This is a genomic window from Erwinia persicina (assembly GCF_014838825.1).
Classification (GTDB): Bacteria; Pseudomonadota; Gammaproteobacteria; order Enterobacterales; family Enterobacteriaceae; genus Erwinia; species Erwinia persicina_A.
Map to the genome: position 1 here is coordinate 1 of NZ_JACYMO010000045.1, position 413 is coordinate 413.

Consider the following 413-nt stretch of genomic DNA (forward strand, 5'->3'; position numbering starts at 1 on the left):
CCTTTGGGATGCCTACATCCATCTCCAGGTGAAATATCAAGAATACCTATTTTAGTTTTACCATACAGCCAAAGTTCATTTGCAGCTTGTTTATAGACATCCGGTCTGTCCATCTGCAGACAATAAAAAAATGCTGCGGGCCCACACAAACTAGTCCCCCCTTGATTAGGGTAACTGGCATGATTCATTCTTGATGAAATCTGACTTTCTATCTTTACCCTATCGAATGGATCATCAGGGCTACCTACAGGATACTCTTTTGCAATAAAAACTCTTTCAAGGCAGGTGATCTGTACATTATGTATATTGTCGTCACCATTTGCATTAACGGGTTTTGTTTTCGCTTTAGTCTCAAAATAACAGATATTTTCTCGTTTATTTTTAGAGTACGCTTTCCCGGAAGCTATTTCACC

At 39.2% G+C, this 413-nt stretch carries 1 pseudogene; it reads right to left on the minus strand.

Annotation, left to right across the window (positions count from 1 at the left end):
- Positions 1-413, minus strand: a pseudogene (locus IFU29_RS22250) (hypothetical protein); the annotation flags it as partial.